Origin of the sequence: Streptomyces sp. SLBN-8D4, from assembly GCF_049739545.1 — a bacterium.
Taxonomy (GTDB): Bacteria; Actinomycetota; Actinomycetes; order Streptomycetales; family Streptomycetaceae; genus Streptomyces; species Streptomyces canus_C.
Map to the genome: position 1 here is coordinate 1,163,494 of NZ_JBMGQC010000001.1, position 16,400 is coordinate 1,179,893.

General features: G+C 72.7%; 15 protein-coding genes and 2 pseudogenes. 11 read left to right on the top strand and 6 right to left on the bottom strand.

Annotation, left to right across the window (positions count from 1 at the left end; all coding sequences use genetic code 11):
- Positions 1-132: 132 nt before the first annotated feature.
- The 9 genes from RKD20_RS05395 to RKD20_RS05435 are packed head-to-tail and all read left to right on the top strand — an operon-like array spanning position 133 to position 7,893.
- A complete protein-coding gene (locus RKD20_RS05395) occupies positions 133-558 on the top strand; it encodes a hypothetical protein (protein ID WP_424876656.1) in 426 nt (141 codons plus the stop codon).
- On the top strand, positions 558-1,505 hold the full coding sequence (locus tag RKD20_RS05400; protein ID WP_424876657.1) for a V-type ATPase subunit: 948 nt from the start codon (positions 558-560) through the stop codon (positions 1,503-1,505). The genes RKD20_RS05395 and RKD20_RS05400 overlap by 1 nt, the downstream gene beginning before the upstream one ends.
- Positions 1,492-2,964, top strand: coding sequence for a V-type ATPase 116kDa subunit family protein (locus RKD20_RS05405; protein ID WP_424876658.1), 1,473 nt, complete (start codon positions 1,492-1,494; stop codon positions 2,962-2,964). Before RKD20_RS05400 ends, RKD20_RS05405 begins: the two co-directional genes overlap by 14 nt.
- Positions 2,961-3,377 (top strand): ATP synthase subunit C, encoded by a 417-nt coding sequence (locus tag RKD20_RS05410; protein WP_424876659.1) that lies wholly within the window; start codon positions 2,961-2,963, stop codon positions 3,375-3,377. Before RKD20_RS05405 ends, RKD20_RS05410 begins: the two co-directional genes overlap by 4 nt.
- Positions 3,374-3,607, top strand: coding sequence for a hypothetical protein (locus tag RKD20_RS05415; protein ID WP_424876660.1), 234 nt, complete (start codon positions 3,374-3,376; stop codon positions 3,605-3,607). Before RKD20_RS05410 ends, RKD20_RS05415 begins: the two co-directional genes overlap by 4 nt.
- Positions 3,604-4,131 (top strand): hypothetical protein, encoded by a 528-nt coding sequence (locus tag RKD20_RS05420; protein WP_424876661.1) that lies wholly within the window; start codon positions 3,604-3,606, stop codon positions 4,129-4,131. Before RKD20_RS05415 ends, RKD20_RS05420 begins: the two co-directional genes overlap by 4 nt.
- Positions 4,128-5,876, top strand: a complete 1,749-nt coding sequence (locus tag RKD20_RS05425; protein ID WP_424876662.1) for a V-type ATP synthase subunit A — start codon at positions 4,128-4,130, stop codon at positions 5,874-5,876. Before RKD20_RS05420 ends, RKD20_RS05425 begins: the two co-directional genes overlap by 4 nt.
- Positions 5,873-7,276 carry a V-type ATP synthase subunit B gene (locus tag RKD20_RS05430; protein ID WP_424876663.1) on the top strand — a complete coding sequence of 468 codons (1,404 nt, stop codon included), beginning with the start codon at positions 5,873-5,875 and terminating at the stop codon, positions 7,274-7,276. Before RKD20_RS05425 ends, RKD20_RS05430 begins: the two co-directional genes overlap by 4 nt.
- Positions 7,273-7,893, top strand: coding sequence for a V-type ATP synthase subunit D (locus RKD20_RS05435; RefSeq protein WP_424876664.1), 621 nt, complete (start codon positions 7,273-7,275; stop codon positions 7,891-7,893). Before RKD20_RS05430 ends, RKD20_RS05435 begins: the two co-directional genes overlap by 4 nt.
- 4 nt (positions 7,894-7,897) lie before the next feature.
- Here RKD20_RS05435 and RKD20_RS05440 read toward each other — a convergent pair whose 3' ends face one another.
- From RKD20_RS05440 to RKD20_RS05455, 4 genes and pseudogenes are all read right to left on the bottom strand, one after another.
- Entirely contained in the window at positions 7,898-8,554 is a 657-nt protein-coding gene (locus RKD20_RS05440) for a potassium channel family protein (RefSeq protein ID WP_424876665.1), read from the bottom strand.
- Positions 8,551-9,210: a potassium channel family protein gene (locus tag RKD20_RS05445; RefSeq protein WP_424876666.1), complete on the bottom strand. Its 660-nt coding sequence runs from the start codon at positions 9,208-9,210 to the stop codon at positions 8,551-8,553. Before RKD20_RS05445 ends, RKD20_RS05440 begins: the two co-directional genes overlap by 4 nt.
- Complete coding sequence (locus tag RKD20_RS05450) at positions 9,207-12,026, bottom strand: cation-translocating P-type ATPase (protein WP_424876667.1); 2,820 nt, start codon at positions 12,024-12,026, stop codon at positions 9,207-9,209. Before RKD20_RS05450 ends, RKD20_RS05445 begins: the two co-directional genes overlap by 4 nt.
- 214 nt (positions 12,027-12,240) lie before the next feature.
- A pseudogene (locus RKD20_RS05455) lies at positions 12,241-13,112 on the bottom strand (universal stress protein).
- Between the two features lie 223 nt (positions 13,113-13,335).
- Between RKD20_RS05455 and RKD20_RS05460 the strand changes: the two are divergent.
- Positions 13,336-14,037, top strand: a complete 702-nt coding sequence (locus RKD20_RS05460; protein WP_424876668.1) for a CBS domain-containing protein — start codon at positions 13,336-13,338, stop codon at positions 14,035-14,037.
- 34 nt (positions 14,038-14,071) lie between these two features.
- Positions 14,072-14,725, top strand: coding sequence for a CBS domain-containing protein (locus RKD20_RS05465; protein ID WP_424876669.1), 654 nt, complete (start codon positions 14,072-14,074; stop codon positions 14,723-14,725).
- An 89-nt stretch (positions 14,726-14,814) separates the two neighbouring features.
- Here the strand turns inward: RKD20_RS05465 and RKD20_RS05470 are convergent.
- Together RKD20_RS05470 and RKD20_RS05475 are read right to left on the bottom strand one after the other, a co-directional pair.
- A pseudogene (locus RKD20_RS05470) lies at positions 14,815-14,982 on the bottom strand (universal stress protein); the annotation flags it as partial.
- Positions 14,983-15,477: 495 nt separating this feature from the next.
- The gene (locus RKD20_RS05475; protein ID WP_424883148.1) at positions 15,478-16,362 is read right to left on the bottom strand and encodes a helix-turn-helix transcriptional regulator; all 885 of its coding nucleotides are present in this window, start codon (positions 16,360-16,362) and stop codon (positions 15,478-15,480) included.
- Positions 16,363-16,400 lie beyond the last annotated feature (38 nt).

The following is a 16,400-nucleotide window of genomic DNA, read 5'->3' on the forward strand; positions in this document are numbered from 1 at the left end:
CCGGTCGCGGGACGGTCGGCCCGGTGCGACGCGACACGGCATCGCCTACCAAGGAGACTGGGAAGCGGGGACTGGTCTCCTTGAGGTGAGTTCATGACGGGATTCCGGGATTTTCTGACACGGTTCCGACCGGTGGCATCACCCGGCCGGGCGGCCCCCGGGGGTGTCCCCGCGGACCGTTCCGCCGAACTGCGCGCGGAACTCGCACCTCCCCTGGCCCTGCTCGAACAGGCGGAGGCGGACGCCCAAAGCGTGCGCGAGCGCGCCGACGACGCCGTTGTGGCACGCCTGCACGAGGCCCAGGTCCTAGCCGAGGAGATCGTGGCCGAGGCGCGTGAGGAAGCCCGCCGGGCACGGGAGTTGGCCGCCGAGCGGTCGCTGCGTGCCGCCGAGGCCGAGGCCACGGAACTGCGCGCCGAGGCCGAACGTGAGGCGGCCGCTGTACGTGACCGGGCCAGAAGCCGGATGCCCGCGCTGGCCGAGCGGGCGCTCGCGCTGGTGGTGGAGGACATCACCGCGGGGCCTGTACCGCCCCCGTCACCGGAGGCGGGTTCCTGATGGGCGCCGGCTGGGTGGCCGGAGTGGCCCGGGCACGGGCTCTGCGCACCAGATGCCTGGGCCCCGACGGCATCGGGGAGGTGGCCGCGTCCCGCACCCTCGACGACGCCCTGCGCTATCTGGCGGCCACCCCGTACCGGCACGGCATCACCCCCGGTGCGACACCGGCCGAGGCCCAGCGGGCGGTCTCGGCGGCACTGCTGTGGCATCTGCGGGTCCTCGCCGGCTGGCAGCCGGCCACTGGCGCCCAGGCTGTCAGGGCACTCGCCGCGGGGTTCGAGATCTCCAACACCGAACACCACCTGAGCGAGATCGCGGCAGACAGGGAACGCCCCCATCCCCCGCCCTACCGCCTCGGCTCACTGGCGATCGCCTGGACCCGGCTCGCCCGCAGCCGCACACCGTCGGAGCTGCGCACCGCGCTGGCGGCCTCCGACTGGGGCGACCCCGGGGGCGACTCCCCCGCCGCGCTCGCCACCGGCCTGCGGGTCTCCGCCGCCGTACGTCTCGCTACCGCCGTTCCCGACGCGGCACGCTGGGCGGCGGCCCGGCTCGCTCTGCTGTTCGGCCGCGAGGTGTTCGTCGTCGGGCGCCGGTTGCCAAACGTCTCCGTCCAGCGGTCCGCTCGCCTGCTCGGCCCGCGAGCGGTGGGGGCGGGGTCGTACGCCGACTTCCGACAGACGCTGCCCGCCGACACGCGCTGGGTGCTGGACGACGTGGACGAGGCGGCTGACCTGTGGCGGGCGGAGGCACGGTGGTGGGACGTCGTCGAGCGGGACGGCCGGGAACTGCTGCGCCGGTCCTCCTTCGGTCCGGGGCCGGTGGTGGGGGCTGTGGCCCTGCTGTCGGCCGACGCCTGGCGCACCCGCGGCGCGCTGGAACTGGCCGCGCGGGGCGGTGGCCCCGGTGACCGGCCGGTGGTGGAGGTGCCCGATGGTCCGGGGTGAGGCGGTGATCCCGGTCCGGATGCGCAGGGTGGCCGTCGTGGCCCCCGAGAAGGCGCTGCGGAAAAGCCTGGTGCGGATCGCCGAGGCGGGCTGCGTAGAGGTCGATCTGGCCGGGGACAGCGGCCCGGATCTCCGCGGACCTGCGGCGACGCGTCTGCAGCGGCTGCGCGCCGAGCCCACGCGCCCCGTCCTCAGCGAGTCCCCGCCCGACCTTGACGCGCTTGAGCGCGCGGGCAGAACGGACCTGCTGGCGGGTGAGGCGCAACTGGAGGAACGCCTCGGCAGCGCCGTCCGGCACGGCGAGGTCGCCGCACTGGCCGGCTGGTGCCCCGAGACGGAGGTCGGCACCACGGCAGCGCGCGTCGCCGGTGCCGGAGGAGCGCTGGTGCCGTTGCGGGCTCCGCGCGGCGTCGATCCGCCGACCCTGCTGACCGGCGCCCGCCCCGCACCCCCAAGCCTGCTTGTACGCCGCTCCTTCACACCGCTGGTCAGCACCTACGGGACCGTGCCTTACGCCGACGTGGACCCGACGCTCCCGGCGGGGATCGTCTACGTGGTGATGTTCGGCCTGATGTTCGGCGACGCCGGGCACGGGCTGCTTCTCATCGTCGTCGCCCTCCTGCTACGCGCGGGCCGGCCGCGCCGGACGGCGGCACTGCGCCCGCTGTGGCCGTTCGTCGCCGGAGCCGGGCTGGCCGCCACCCTGGCCGGAGTGGCGTACGGCGAGTTCTTCGGCCCGACCGGGGTGCTGCCCGTGCTGTGGCTGGAGCCGCTGGAGGAGCCGATGCGGCTGCTGGCCACCGCCGTCGGGCTCGGTGCGGTCCTGCTGGCCGCCGCCTACGCCGCCGGGATCGTGAACCGCTGGCGGGAGGGCGGACCGACGGTGGCCCTTTACGCGACGACCGGCGTCGCGGGTGCGGCGCTCTATCTGGGCCTCGCCGCCGCCGTCGGGGCCGCGTGGCTCGGGCAGGTGCCTTACGCGGTGGTGGGGGCCGTGATCGCCGTCACCGGCCTGTCTCTGGCCGGTGCCAAGCTGTACGCGGAGACGGCCGGTGGTCCGGGCGGTGCGGTGCAGACCGGAATCCAGCTCTTCGACTCGGTCGTCAGGATCGGCTCCAACGTAGTGTCCTTCGCGCGGCTCGCGGCCTTCGGTCTCACCCACGCCGCGCTCGGCGCGATCGTCTGGGACGGTACGACGGCTCTTGCGGGCCGGGGGCCGGTCGGCGGCGTCGCCGCCCTGCTGGTGTTCCTCGTGGGCAACGCCCTGACGTTCGCGCTGGAGGCGCTCGTGGCCGGGGTTCAGGCGCTGCGTCTGGAGTTCTACGAACTGTTCTCCCGGCTCTTCGAGGGAGAGGGGCGCCCGTTCAGGCCCTGGCGGCTGCCCATCGAGCACATCCCGGGGCCGGCCCCGGCCGGAGTGACCGCCGGCCCCGGCCCAGCGAGGAAGGAGCTGTCGTGATCACCTGGTTCTTGGCCCTGCCCCTCGTTCTGGCGGGATTCGTCGCCATACGGCTCGTGCTGCGGCGCTCGGGCCGCAGAGCCCTGTGGTGGACGGTCGCCGCCGACGCCGTGCTCCTGGTCGCCGCCACCGTGGTGCTCACCCTGGCGCTCGGCGGCGGATCCGCGCAGGCCGCCACCACGGCGGCCCAGGAGTCCGGGTCGGGCTCCGCGGCCCTGATCGGCGCGGCGATCGCGGTGGCCGGGGCGACGATCGGGGCGGGCGTCGCCGTCGCCTACACCGGTGCGGCCGCCCTCGCGGCGCTCAGCGAACGGCCCGAACTCTTCGGCCGGGCCATGGTCATCGTTGGTCTGGCCGAGGGCATCGCCATCTACGGGCTGGTCGTGGCGGTCATCCTGATCGGGAAGGCGTGACCGTGGGACGCGTCGCCGCCCTCGGGGAGCGGTCCCGGGTGGCAGGTCTGGCCCTTGCTGGGGCGGTCGTCCTGGTCGCGGACGCCCCCGACGTGGTACTCCGGGGCTGGCGGAGCCTGCCTGACGACGTGGACCTGGTGATCCTGACCGCGGCCGCGGCCGAGGCGCTGGGGCCGGAACCGGGCGAGCGCACGGGTGGCCGCCCGCTGATGGTTGTGATGCCGCCATGACGAGCCCGGCCCCCGACCGGGCGACGGAAGCGCTCGGGCCGGTCCGGGTGGAGCTGCTGCGAGAGGCCCACGCCGACGCGGAGGCCGTCCTGGCCCGCGCCGAGCAGGAGGCGGCCGCTCAGCTCGACCGGGCCCGCGCCGAGGCCCGGGCGATTCTCGAAGAGGCGCGTCGCCAGGGCGAGGCGGACGGCGCGGCAGCGGCCCGTGACCTCCTGGTGAGGGCCCGCCGGGAGGCCCGGTCCCTCATGCTCGCCACCCACCGGGAGGCGTACGAGGCACTGCGCCGGGAGACCGCCGAACGGGTCGGCGAACTGCGCCGGACAACCGGCTACCCGGGCCTGCGGGAGCGGCTGGAGCGGCTGGCCGGCGTCCTCCTCGGTCCCGGCACCGAGGTGACCGAGCACCCCGGCGGTGGTGTGGTCGCCCGTGCACCGGGACGGTGGGTCGATCTGTCGCTGGCCGCGCTGGCAGACCGCGCCCTGGACCGGCTGGGAGGGGAGGTGCGGAGCCTGTGGGAGCCGTGACGGAGTCAGACGGGACGCGTCGGCCGGCCGCCTGCCGGATCCTGCGCGTCACCGGGCCGCTGATCGAGTTGGAGTACACCGGCGGCACCGCGATGTACGACCTCGTCTCGATCGGCCGCGCCGGGCTGCCCGGGGAGGTCGTGGCCATCAGCGGCGACGTGGTCACCGTGCAGGCGTACGAGTACACCGGTGGGCTCGCTCCCGGACAGACGGCGACGCCGCAGGGGCGGCCCCTGTCGGTCCGGCTCGGTCCGGATCTGCTCGGCGGGATCTTCGACGGGCTGCTGCGTCCCCTGTCCGGGGCCGGCGACTGGCTGATGCCCGGTACCCGGACCGCGACGGCCGAGGAACGCTCCTGGACCTTCTCCCCCTTGGTGGCGCGGGGCGAGGAAGTCTCCGCGGGGCAGGCCGTCGGAGAGATCCGCGACGCCGGACCGATAGGGGTGAAGGTCCTGGTACCGCCCGGCTGCGGGGGCGCCGTGGAGCGGATCTCCGATGGCGGAAAGCTGACGGGGGACGCGGTGGCGGCCGTCGTGGGCGGCACCGAGGTGACCGTCGGCGCCCTCTGGCCGGTGCGCCGGCCCCGCCCCGTGCGGGAGCGCGTCGACAGCCACGAGGCGCTGAACACCGGGCAGCGGGTGGTCGACCTCCTCTTCCCGGTTGCCCGGGGCAGCACGGTGGCGGTGCCGGGCGGGTTCGGGACGGGCAAGACCATGCTGCTCCAGCAGATCGCGAAGTGGTGCGACGCGGACGTCATCGTCTACGTCGGCTGCGGGGAGCGCGGCAATGAGATGGCCGACGTCATCACCGAACTCGCGGAGCTCCAGGACCCGCGGACGGGCGGACGTCTCGCGGACCGCACGGTGACGATCGCCAACACCTCCAACATGCCGATGATGGCCCGTGAGGCGAGTGTGTACACGGGGGTGACGGTCGCCGAGTACTTCCGGGACATGGGCCTGGACGTGGTGGTCATCGCCGACTCGACCTCCCGGTGGGCCGAGGCGCTGCGCGAGTTCGCCTCCCGGACCGGCGCGCTGCCCGCCGAGGAGGGCTACCCGGCCGGGCTGGCGTCGGCGATCGCGGCCTTCTACGAGCGGGCCGCCGCCGTCACCACGCTGGGTGGGGACCGGGGTTCGGTGACGGTGATCGGAGCGGTGTCACCGCCCGGCGGGGACATGACCGAACCGGTGACCGCGCACACCGAGCGCTTCGTGCGCTGTCTGTGGACCCTCGACCGCGATCTCGCCTACTCCCGCCACTACCCGGCGGTGGCCTGGGCCGGGTCCTTCTCCCGGGACGTACCCGTCCTGGCCGCCGGGCACCGGGCGGCCGGTGATCCGGAGTGGGAACGGCGCCGCGAGCGGGTGGGTGCCGTGTTGGCGGAGGCCGACCGGCTGGCCGATCTGGTGGACCTGATCGGCATCGCCGCGCTGCCCGCGCGGGAACGGATCGGCGTGCTCGCGGGGACGCTGGTCAGGGAGGGCGTACTGCAGCAGAGCGCTCTGTCGGAGCGGGACGCGTACTGCGGGCCGGAGAAGACCGCCGCCCTGGCCGACGCCGTGCTGGCGGTCGCCGAGCGCTGCCGCGCGCTGGTGGACTCCGGTGTTCCCGCGGCCTCGGTGGAGGAGATCGACTTCGGTGCGCTGGTGCGCGCCCGGGAGGACACCGGTCCGCACGACGCGGAGGGTGTGCTGACGCGGCGGGACGCCATGCTCGCCAGGCTGAGTGAGGTGCGGTCGTGAGTGCGTCCGGCGGTGTCGAGTACACGGCGGTACGTGAGCTGCGGGGGCCGCTCGCGGTCGTCGAGGGTGTGGCGGGGGTCGGCTGGGACGAGTACGCGCTGATCACGCTGGCCTCGGGCGAGCGGCGCCACGGCGTGGTCCTGGACGCCGACCGCGAGCTGGCGGTCGTACAGGTGCTGGAGGGGACCGCCGGCATGGACCCGGAGGGCGTCCGCGCGGCCTTCTCCGGCAGCCCGCTGCGCGTCCCGGTCGGCACAGACTGGCTGGGCCGGGTCTGCAACGGCCGGGGCGAGCCTCTCGACGGCGGCCCGCCGGTCCTCGGCGCCGACACGGCCGAGGTCGGCGGCGCTCCCCTCAACCCTGTACGGCGCGAGCCGCCGTCCGAGCCGGTACTCACCGGCGTCGGGGCCGTCGACACCCTGACGACCCTCGTGCGGGGTCAGAAGCTGCCGGTGTTCTCGGTGGCCGGGCTGCCGCACCTGGAGCTGGCGGCCCAGATCGCCGCGCAGGCCATCGCCGCAGGCGAGGCGTTCAGTGTCGTGTTCGCGGGCATGGGACTCACCCACGCCGACGCCTCCTTCGTACGCGACGCCCTGGAGGAACGGTCCGCGGCCGGGGAGCTGGTCCTGCTGCTGAACACGGCCGACGACCCGGTGATCGAGCGGATCCTCACGCCGCGGATCGCGCTCACCGTCGCCGAGCACCTCGCCTTCACCGAGGGACGGCATGTCCTGGTGGTGATGACCGACATGACGACGTACGCCGAAGCCCTGCGCGAGGTCTCGGCCGCCCGCGGGGAAATACCCGCCCGCCGTGCCTACCCCGGCTATCTCTACAGCGACCTGGCCTCCCTGTACGAGCGCTGCGGACGCGTCCGGGGGCGGCCCGGGTCGGTCACCGTGCTGCCCGTGCTCACCATGCCCGCGGGTGACATCACCCATCCCGTGCCCGACCTGACCGGGTACATCACCGAGGGGCAGATCGTGCTCTCGCCCTCGGTGCACGCGCGGGGTGTGTATCCGCCGCTGGACGCGCTGTCCTCCCTGTCCCGGCTGATGCGCAAGGGAGCCGGTCCCGGTCGGACCCGCGAGGACCACCTCGACGTCGCGGCCCAGCTGCTGGCCGCTCTGGCCCGCGCCCGGCAGGTTCGTGACCTGGCGGACCTGGTCGGCCAGGCCGCCCTGAGCCCCACCGACCGCCGTTACCTGGACTTCGACGAGGCATTCTTGCGGGACTTCGCCGACCAGCGGAGCGACGAGCCGCGCGCACTGGACGACGCGCTGGAACGCGGCTGGCGGACCCTCCTCACGCTGCCCCGCAGTCAGCTCTCCATGCTTCCTGCGCGCCTCCTCGACGCCCGTGGCGCAAAGGATGCCCCTGACACGGAGGCGACCCGATGACCGGCACCCGTAGTACGCCGCCCGGCCGGGCGGGACGGATGCGACTTCGGCACAGTCTCGACGTCGCCGAGCGCGGCGCCGACCTCCTGGAGCAGAAGCTCCGCATCCTGCGCTCCGAGCACGAGCTGCTGGTCAGCGCGGAGGCTGTGGCCGCCCGCGCCTGGCGCGAGCTGCTGCCCGAGGCCGAGCGCTGGCTGCTGCGGGGGCTGCTCCTGAGCGGGGAACAGGCCCTCGACGCGGCTGCGTCGGGCATCACTCAGGCCGAGGTCGCCGTTCACTGGACCACCTCCATGGGCGTACGCCACCCGGCGACGGCCTCCGTGTCCGTCCCCGCCCGTCCATCCACCGCGGCCGCCCCCGCCAACACGGCTCTGGTGCATGCCGAAGCGGCTTACGCCCGTGCCGTGCGGGCCGCCGCCGAGTACGCCGCCGCCCGCACCGCCGCCGAGCTCGTGGGCGCGGAGGTGGTGAGCACCCGGTACCGGGTCCGCGCCCTGCGGCGCCACTGGATCCCTCGCCTGCGGGAGGCGCTCGACCGGGCCGACCTGGCGTTGGAGCAGGCCGAGCACGAGGACGGTGTACGGCGGCGGTGGGCGACCCGGACCACCGAGCGGTGAGGGGTCACTGGAAGGCAGCGTGGATCTCCTGCTCGGTCGCCGTGTGCGAGACCAGGAGGAGTTCGTCGCCGGGGCGCAGCCGCTCCGCCGGGTCCGGTACGGTCGGCTGTCCGTCGCGGACGATGGTGGCGACGACCGTTCCCTCGGGCAGCACGACGTCGCCCAGGGCCCGGCCCGCCGTCCTGGACTGCGCTGTGATGGCCGTTTCGATGACCTCGACGCCTGCCTTGCTGAGCCGGAGCAGGGCGACGGTGTCGGTGGCGCCGGTGGCCTCCTCGATGAGGGAGATCAGCGGCGTGGCGGAGGGGACGGCGACGTCGACGCCCCAGCGTTCGTCGAAGAGCCAGGCGTTGTCGGCGTCGTTGACGCGGGCGGCGACGCGGGGCACCGAGAACTGCCGTTTGGCGAGGAGGCTGATGACGAGGTTGTCCTCGTCGTCGCCGGTGGTGGCGATGACGAGGTCGGCGGTCAGGGCTCCGGAGTGTTCCAGGAGGGCCGGTTCGCAGGCGTCGCCCGCCACCAGCTGCACCGGGACGCGGCCTTCGAGTTCGGCCAGGCGGTCGTCGTCGGTGTCGATGAGTGTGACCTCGTTGCGGGCTGCGGAGAGCACCTGGGCGATCTGGGTGCCGAGCCGTCCCGCGCCGGCGATGAGCACGTTCACGTTCCCAGCTCCTTGTCGAGGAAGCCGCGCAGCCTGCCGAGCGCGGTGGCGGCGACAGCGAAGGTGACCAGGTCGCCCGCCTGCGCGGACGTGCCGTGCGCGGGGATGAGGGAGCTGCCCGCGCGGGTGACCTCGACGACGCGGATCTCGCCGTCGACGTCGAACTCGGCCAACCGTCGGCCGACGAGGTAGGCAGGCACCTCCGAGCGGACGAGCAGAGTCTCGCCGTTGCCGAAGCCGAGTTCGGGGCTGAGGTGGCGGTGCAGCAGCATCCGGTGGAGCTGGTGCACGGTCCAGCGAACGCTGGCGATGGTGGGGATGCCGAGGTCGCGGTAGATGTCGGCGCGCCGTGGGTCGTAGATGCGGGCGAGAACGATCGGGACCCGGTAGGTGTCCTTCGCCGTGCGCGCGCTGACGATGTTGCTGTTGTCGCCGGACGTGACGGCGACGAAGGCGTCCGCGTGCTCGATCCCGGCGGCCCGCAGGACGGCGCGGCTGAAGCCGTTGCCCTCGTGGAAGCGGATGCGGGGGCTGTCGGGCAGCCGCCGGGCCGCCTTGGGGCGCCGGTCGACGACCTCGACATCGTGCCCTTCCGAGGCGAGCAGAGCGGCGAGACCGGCGCCCACCCGTCCGCAACCGACGACGATCACTTTCACCGTGGGGCTCCTTTCCGGCGCGCGTCGCGTCGGCGCAGCCACGCCTTGCGAATCTCGTCCGCGAACAGGGGCAGGGTGCCGAGAGCGGCCAGGACGGCCCAGTCGACGGCATCGAGCGGGGCCGTGTTGAAGACCGCTTGCAACGCGGGCAGGTAACTGATCGCGGCCATCAGGGCGACACCGAACCCACCGGCCGCCAGCAGGGCCGGATTGGACAGCAGACCCACCTTCAGGATGCCCTGCCGTTCGGTGCGCACGGCGAGCGCGTTGAAGAACTGGCTGAGCACGATCCCCGCCTGCACCATGGTGATCGCCTCCCGGTAGACGGGCGTGTCCTTGGTGAAGTCGTCGAACGGGATCCCCGAGGCGACGACGTGCCAGAAGAAGACGGCGGTGACGCAGGCCGCCTGGATGCCGCCGAGGAACAGGATCCGTCCCATCACGGCGGCCGAGAAAAGCCGCTCCCGGCGGGAGCGCGGCGGACGGTCCATGACGTCCGGTTCGGGCGGCTCGGCGCCCAGGGCCAGGGCCGGCAGTACGTCGGAGCCCAGGTCGATGGCGAGGATCTGTACCGCGCTGATGGGCACCAGTGGGAATCCCGCGAAGGTGGCCGCCAGGATCGGGACCAGTTCGCCGATGTTGTGGCTGAAGAGATAGACCAGGAACTTGCGGATGTTCTGGTAGACGGCGCGGCCGAGCCGGACGGCCGCCGCGATGGAGGCGAAGGAGTCGTCGAGCAGGACCATCGCCGCCGCCTCGCGGGCCACGTCGGTGCCCCCGGCCCCCATCGCCACACCGATGTCCGCACGCTTGAGCGCCGGGGCGTCGTTCGCACCGTCCCCGGTGACCGCCACCACCTCGCCCCGCCGCTGGAAGGCGGTGACCACGCGCATCTTGTGCTCCGGGCTGACTCTGCACAGCAGCAGTTCGGACGGTTCGGCAAGCAGTGCGTCGAGCTCGTCGTCGTCCATCGCGTCGAGCCGGGTACCCGTCACCACGACAGGATCGGGCCGCCGTACGATCCCCACCCGGCGGGCCACGGCCTCCCCGGTCAGGGGATGGTCCCCGGTGACCATGACGATCCGGATGCCGGCCCGGCGGCACGCGGCGACCGCATCGGTGACCTCCGGGCGCGGCGGGTCCAGCATGCCGACCAGTCCCAGGAGGGTCAGTCCGGACTCGGCCTCGTCCTGCGCGGGGTGGGGCCCGTCCACCTCGCGCCGTGCGACGGCCAGCACTCGCAGCCCCTGGGAGGCCAGTGCGTCGCTCGCCGCGACGACCGCCACCCGTTCGCGCTCGGTCAGCGGCTCCTGCCGTCCGTCCCGCTCCGCGTCGGTGCAGCGCGTCAGCAGCTCCACGGGGGCTCCCTTGACGTATGCCTGGTGACCCGTCGCGGTCTTGTGGACGGTGGTCATCAGCTTGCGGTCCGAGTCGAAGGGGAACTCCGTCACCCGGGGGGTCGCGGCCGCCTCCGCGTCCGGGTCCAGACCGGCCTTGGCCGCTACGACGAGCAGCGCGCCCTCGGTCGTGTCGCCGAGCACCCTCCAGTGCTCCGGAGGGCCCGCGGGCGGCACCAGCCGGGCGTTGCAGCACAGGCCCGCCACTCTCAGCAGCTCGCGCACCGGCGCCGCGTCGGCGACCTCTCCGCGTGGGGCGTAGCCCACACCCGTCACGTCATGGGTCACGCCGTCCGCCCACACCCGGGTGACGGTCATCTCGGCCTGGGTGAGCGTCCCGGTCTTGTCGGTGCACACCACGGTGGTCGATCCGAGCGCCTCCACCGCCAGCAGCTGCTTGATCAGGGCCTGACGGCGCGCCATCCGCCGTACACCGATCGCCAGGGACACCGACAGGGTGGCGGGCAGCCCTTCCGGCACCAGCGCCACCATCACCCCCAGCGCGAACACGAACGCCGGCAGGACCGACTCGCCGGTGGGCAGACGTACGGCGAACATCAGGGCCCCGGTCGCCAGGGCCGCCCCCGCCACCCGGCGCGCCATGACGGCCACCTGGTGCTGAAGCGGGGTCTTCTGGCGTGGCGCGGCGGCGGCCAGCCGGTAGATCCGCCCGAACTCGGTGGACACACCCGTGGCGACGACCACGGCACGCCCGGATCCGGCGACCACATCGGTCCCCATGAAGACGCAGTTGCGGGCCTGAAGCGCGGGCCCGGCCGCCACCGGTTCGGCCGTGCGGCCCACGGCGTTGCTCTCCCCGGTCAACGGCGCGTTGTCGACCGCCAGTTCGTGGGCCTCGACCACCCGGCCATCCGCCGACACGGCGTCCCCGGCCTCCAGCACCACCACGTCCCCCGGCACCAGATCCCGGGCGGGCACCTCCAGCCGTTCCCCGCCGCGCAGCACCCGGCAGGCGTGCGGCACCATCGCCGCCAGGGCCTGCGCCGTGCGCTCCGCCGAGTACTCCTGCGCGAAACCGATGCCCGCGTTCAGCACGACGACGGCCAGGATGGCCACCGCCAGCTGCAGGGTGCCCGCGTCACGCGGCTCCTGAAGTCCGTACGCCAAGAACGTGATCCCCGAGGCGACCAGCAGGACCACCGCGAAAAGGTCAGTGAACTGCGCCGCCAAGTCCCGCCATACGGGACGGCGTCGCGTCCGCGGCAGTTCGTTGGGCCCGTACCGCTCCAGCCGCTCCGCCGCCTGCGCCGGCGCGAGGCCACGCCGTGTGGTGTCCAGTGCGGAGAAGACGTCGGCAGCGGCGAGCTGTCGTACCGGAGCAGCCGGAGCGGAAGCAGAAGCGTCACTGACCGCCGCGCTCTTCTGCGCGCCGGTCGACGCATCTGTACCGGTGCGCATCACGCGGACCTGTGAGGTGACCGGATCCTCGTCGCCGGTGTTACTGACCGGATCGCGCGGAGGGCCTTGGGTGGGGCTTCCATCACGGGCTCCAGGGTTTCGGCGGCCGTCTCGCCGGTTCGGCACCACGGAATCGGCGGTGCCCTGTCATCGTGTGCCGGCCCGGCGGATGAAACCAGGGCCGTCCGGGGCAGGTGAGGTGCCGTCCGGGCCCTCACACCGGGACGGTGATGACGGGGCAGCGGGCGTGGTGCAGCACTCCCTGGCTCACCGAACCCGGCAGCATGCCCGTGAACCCGCCGTGCCCGCGAGTGCCCACGACCATGTCGGGCGCGTGTTCCGAGGCTTCGGTCAGGACCCGCACCGGGTGTCCGCGGATGGCTTCATGGTGCAGGTCCACCTCCGGGTGCGTCGCCGTGCGGCCCGCGACCGTCTCGGACAGCACCCGGCGGCACTCCCGCAGTGCGGCGTCCTCGTCCAGGACGCCGAGGAGCCGAGGATGCCACACGTACAGGGCCCTGAGGGCCGCACCGCGCAGGGCCGCCTCCTCGAACGCAACACTTACCGCCGCCGTGGAATGCGGGCTACTGTCGACGCCGACCACGAAGTAGGCGGGCTGTTGCGTGACATGCTCGGGTTCCGGGACGACCGCGACCGGGCAGGGAGCATGGGCGGTGAGCGGGAGCGCCACCGAGGCCGATCCGAACAGTTCACGCCGGGTGTCGGGTGCCAGGAGCCCACCACGACCATGGAGGCGCTCTGCGCCTCCTCGCGCAGGACCCACGCAGGCTCCCCGTCCGCCAGCGACGCCGGCACCTCCACCGCCGGCTGCCGGGACTCCACGAAGGCGACCGCCTCCTTGAGCACCCGTTCCCCGACGGATTGCAGCGCCTGACTCCACTGCTCCCAGGACCGCCGTGCCTTCCCTGACCGGTATCCGCCGAAGGGCACTCCCCTGACGTGGACGAGCCGCAGCGGCAGCGCCCGCCGGTCCGCTTCGTCGGCGGCCCAGGCGAGAGCCAGCCGCTTCGAGGGATCGGGGTCGACCCCCACGACGATCGGCCGACGTCCGTCCGCACCGCCCATGGCGCCTCCAGGTGCTCTCCGCGCCGCCGTCTGTCCGCTCTCCATCCAGCCTCACTCCTTCAGCGGAGTGCCGCACGCCGCGGGTTCCCGGCGTCGGCCCGGACGGCGTGGTGAAGGCCGTCGCCGCATTGCCGTGCCATCGGGGCCGTCCGGCCCATGCGGCTCACACGTGCCGGGCGGAGAGTGGAAGGAGGAACGCACGCGACACGAGGAGGCGGGAGCCATGTGGCACCGGACGGTAAGCGACCTCATGACCACATCGGTGATCAAGGTGCGCCGGGACACCGGCTTCAAGGAAGTCGCCAAGCTGCTGGCCGAGCACGACATCACCGCCGTACCGGTCGTGGACGACGAGGAACACGCCGTGGGCGTGGTCTCAGAGGCGGACCTGCTGCGCAAGGAGGCCGCCCAGCTGGATCCGGCGGGGCTGCTGCCGGTCCTGCGTCCCGAGCCCGCGGACCGTGCGAAGGCCGAGGCCACCACCGCAGAGGGACTGATGAACAGCCCGGCCGTGACAGCCATGCCGCAGTGGACGGCGGTGGAGGCCGCCCAGGTCATGGAGCGCCACCACGTCAAACGGCTGCCGGTCGTCGACGAGGCCGACAGGCTGGTCGGTCTGATCAGCAGGGCCGATCTGCTGCGTGTGTTCCTGCGGGGCGACAGCGCCATCCGGGAGGAGATCTCGGGAGAGGTACTCCTGCGCACGCTCAGGATCACCCCTGGTGCGGTCACCGTGCGGGTCGTCGACGGACGGGTGTCGCTGAAGGGCACCGTCGAGCGCAAGTCGCTCGTCCCGGTCGTCATACGCCTGTGTCAGGGCGTGGACGGGGTGGTCGACGTCTCCGCGGAGCTGCAGCACCGGGTGGACGACACCTCCACCGCCGGGGAGCCAGGGGCGTCACGCCGCGCCGGACTGGCCACATGAGCCGGAGGACGAACACGAGACGAGGTGGCAGGAAGTGACCGGGACTCCGTACAACGTGAGCGATGTGATGACGCAGACGGTCGTGGCCGTCGGACGGGACGCGTCCTTCAAGGAGATCGTGCGCACCATGGAGCAGTGGAAGGTGAGCGCCGTGCCGGTGCTGGAGGGGGAGGGACGCGTGATCGGTGTCGTCTCCGAGGCCGACCTGCTGCCCAAGGAGGAGTTCCGCGACGAGGAGCAGAGCCTTTCCCAGCAGCGACAGCGCCTGGCCGATGTCGCCAAGGCCGGTGCGACCAGGGCGGAGGAACTGATGAGCACCCCCGCCGTCACCGTCCACCCGGACGCCACCCTCGCCCAGGCCGCGAGGATCATGGCCGTCCGGCACGTCAAGCGGCTGCCCGTGGTCGACGACATCGGCATGCTCCAGGGCATCGTCAGCCGTGCCGATCTGCTGAAGGTCTTCCTGCGGCCCGACGACGAGATAGCGGACGAGGTCCGCCGGACGGTGGTCTCCGACCTGTATCCGACCGCCGGGCACGCCGTCGACCTCACCGTGCACGAGGGAGTCGTGACCCTGCGCGGGCACCTCCGCGACACCGCGCTCGTCCCGATCGCCGTACGCCTGGTGCGCGCCGTCGAAGGTGTCGTGGACGTCGAGCCGCAACTCACCGGCCGCGACACGGCATGAAGACGGAAAAGGTGAACGCCTGATCCCACCGGTAGTCCCTGATACGCCGTCCAGCTGGTCGGCCGACCCGCCGCCTCCTCGGCGGGGTGTCAGTCGTGCGCGACGACGGCGACAGAGGCAGTGGCGTGGCGCAGGACGGCATGGGTGACGGGGCAGATGTGCGCTCCGAACGGGTGGCGGCGGATCCGCCAGCCGACCACGACCAGCGAGGCCGTTCGGGAGGCGCCGATCAGGAGGTTCGCCGGACTGCCCGTGCGGAACTCCCTTCTGGCCGACCTCCTGCCGCGAACCGGCACCTCCGACGACACCGCCCTGGTCATCATCCGCCTGTGACCCGTTCGCCCAGGTCATGGCGAGAGCCACACTGAGCCGAGAAGCTGGAAGGTGGTCAGGCCCGACTTGACCCACCGCGAAGTTCTGCCCGGTGCGGAGTGCCACGTCCCATTCCACACAGCCGCAGTGGTGTCTCAGAGGCGCCACCTGGGCCCTGGCGCCGAACCGCGACCTCACCCTCGCTGCTGGGTTGGTCGTCGCGAGCCTGCCTCAGCCCGGATCCACCGGCTTGATGCCGGTGGATGGTTCACCCAGAAACGAAGAAGTGCCTCATGCCGCGGCGGCGGGTCTCATCCGCGTTCGATGACCCGAACCTGATCGCGTACGGCGGGCTGGAGCCGGTGGTGCGGGTGGCCGAGCGATGCGGTCTGCCCGCGCTGGTCGGGGAAACGGATCCTAGTACGGCTGAAGGGGTTGGACTATCCGTTGTCTGCTTCGAGCTCGGTCGCCAGCGTCTGTTGGGTGGCCGCCCACGACGCCAAGAGCGCCAAATTGTCAGCGGTGGGTGTGCCCGCGGGTGCGGTGTAGATGTTGAGGTGCAGGCCGGGTTCGGCGGGCAGTTCCAGGGACTCGACGTCCAAGTCGAGCTGGCCCACGGCCGGATGGTGCATACGCTTACGGCCGGACCGGTGCAGCCGCACGTCCTGAGATGCCCACCGCTGCCGAAATAGCTCGCTGCACGTTGACAGTTCGCCGACCAGGGCGATCAGCTCCTCGTCGTGCGGATTGCGGCCGGCTTCCATGCGCAGCTTCGCAGCCACGGCACCGGCGACTTGGTCGTAATCGACAAAAAAAACTCTGGCCGCCTCGGGCTTCAGATAGACGAACCGCGCTGTGTTCGCGGGCCGTCGCGAATCGGCCAGCACCGGTGAATACAGCGCGCGAGCGAGTTGATTCATGGCGAGCACGTCATAACGGCCGTTACCGATCCAGGCAGGCGCATCGGAGATCGCGTCGAGCACCTGCTGCAGCGTCGAGCGCACCGCCACGGCAGGCCTGCGCCGGCGTGGACTGCGGGGCGCCCTCGATTGGCGCGCGAGGTGGAACAGGTGGTCGCGCTCGGCCTCGTCGAGTTGCAGGGCAGAGGCCAACGCGTCGAGCACTCCGTCGGAGGCACCGGCGAGGCTGCCGCGCTCCATACGCACGTAGTAGTCGACCGATACCCCCGCGAGCAGCGCGACCTCCTCGCGGCGCAGACCTTTGACCCGGCGGTTGCCGCCGTAAGCGGGCAGGCCCGCCTGCTCGGGTGCGATGCGGGCGCGACGCGAGCTGAGAAACTCCCGGATCTCGGTGCGTGGATCCATCGTGGCCATCCCCTTACCGTAGGCCCGTTCAGGCGTAC